Below are 1109 nucleotides of genomic sequence, written 5' to 3'. Positions count from 1 at the left end.
TAGTGCGCTACAAGCACTATAATAGGTTCCATGTTGAGGGTTTCTCAGCATGCCGGCACCGGGTTACGGGGTGCACCTCAAATAATGAGGTGTTTTATGAAATTTGTTCAGTCTATTGGGAATGCTCGCGAGTTCTGTGCCGCTGCTCGGGAAGGCGGTATTTTCTATGCCTTTGACCAGGGGCTTAGAGTCACGATCACTCATACTGCGATCTTTCTTGATGACGTGTCGGCCGCTTTTTTACCCGGCTATACCTGCCCTCGCTTCCGTCTTGCTGAACTGCATGATGGCGACGATAGCGTTAGCGCCTTTTTAACCTCTCACGGTTATGACCTTCGGTGTGCCTATGAGGCTTTATTGCAGCGCATGCCTGTTAATGGATCTTCTATTATCGAGGGTATGGCTGTAATGCGGCAGGATCTTGTTGAACTATGGGAGGATAATTCAGGTTCCCGCCGAACCGGTTAACTTTCTGTCGATCGTCATTAAGGCCCGCCTCAGCGGGCCTTAATGCTGGGGCTAAGCCGGTGGTTGCGGCAGGGCTGCCCCCGTGGGTCCACAGCCTCGCCTTCGGCGACCGGCGCTTTGCTCCGCGCCCTTTTTAGGGGGCGCTCCACAGTCGCCGGCTATGGGCTGTGGACTACGGGGACAGCGGGGTTTTCTCACCTGTCCGGCGTATCCACCAAAATGATTAGAGAGCAGACAGTAGAGTTGCTATCAACCTCGAAATCCGGATACCCAATATAAGTTTGCTGTTGTACGCGGAGCGTTGGGTGGAATTTACCCCCATCCGGTTTTCGGTGTCCGGTGGGCAGGCGGTGGAACAGTGTTAATGGATTGTGGACGAGCGTGTAAACACGCTCGTCCACAATCCATTAACACGATGCCGCGTTTGCGGCAGTTCCTCGGGCTGTCCACGGGGCGGCCGCTGGATATCCAAGGGCGTTCCTTTCTTAAGTGCTGAGGCTCGTCATGCTGTTGGATGAGTAGGAGCCCTTCGGGCGATTCATCAGGCCAGATCGCTTACGCGACCTAGCCTGGTCAATAAAATGAGTCGCCTTCGGCGACCCTTTGTTTGCCGGAGCGCTCGCCGCTAGGCAAGCCCCCCG

At 55.1% G+C, this 1109-nt stretch carries 1 protein-coding gene; it reads left to right on the top strand.

What is annotated here, in order from left to right; translation table 11 throughout:
- Positions 1 to 96: 96 nt before the first annotated feature.
- Entirely contained in the window at positions 97 to 468 is a 372-nt protein-coding gene (locus tag CAI21_RS22755) for a hypothetical protein (protein WP_116304388.1), read from the top strand.
- The last annotated feature ends 641 nt before the right edge of the window (positions 469 to 1109 follow it).

It is taken from the genome of Alkalilimnicola ehrlichii (assembly GCF_003399765.1).
Taxonomy (GTDB): Bacteria; Pseudomonadota; Gammaproteobacteria; order Nitrococcales; family AK92; genus AK92.
Note: the sequence above shows the minus strand (reverse complement) of the source record. Positions and strands in the feature narration are given on the sequence as shown.

Bases quoted from the DNA above. Each gene is read 5' to 3' on its own strand.
- CAI21_RS22755 (WP_116304388.1), top strand. From the start codon at position 97: ATGAAATTTGTTCAGTCTATTGGGAATGCTCGCGAGTTCTGTGCCGCT.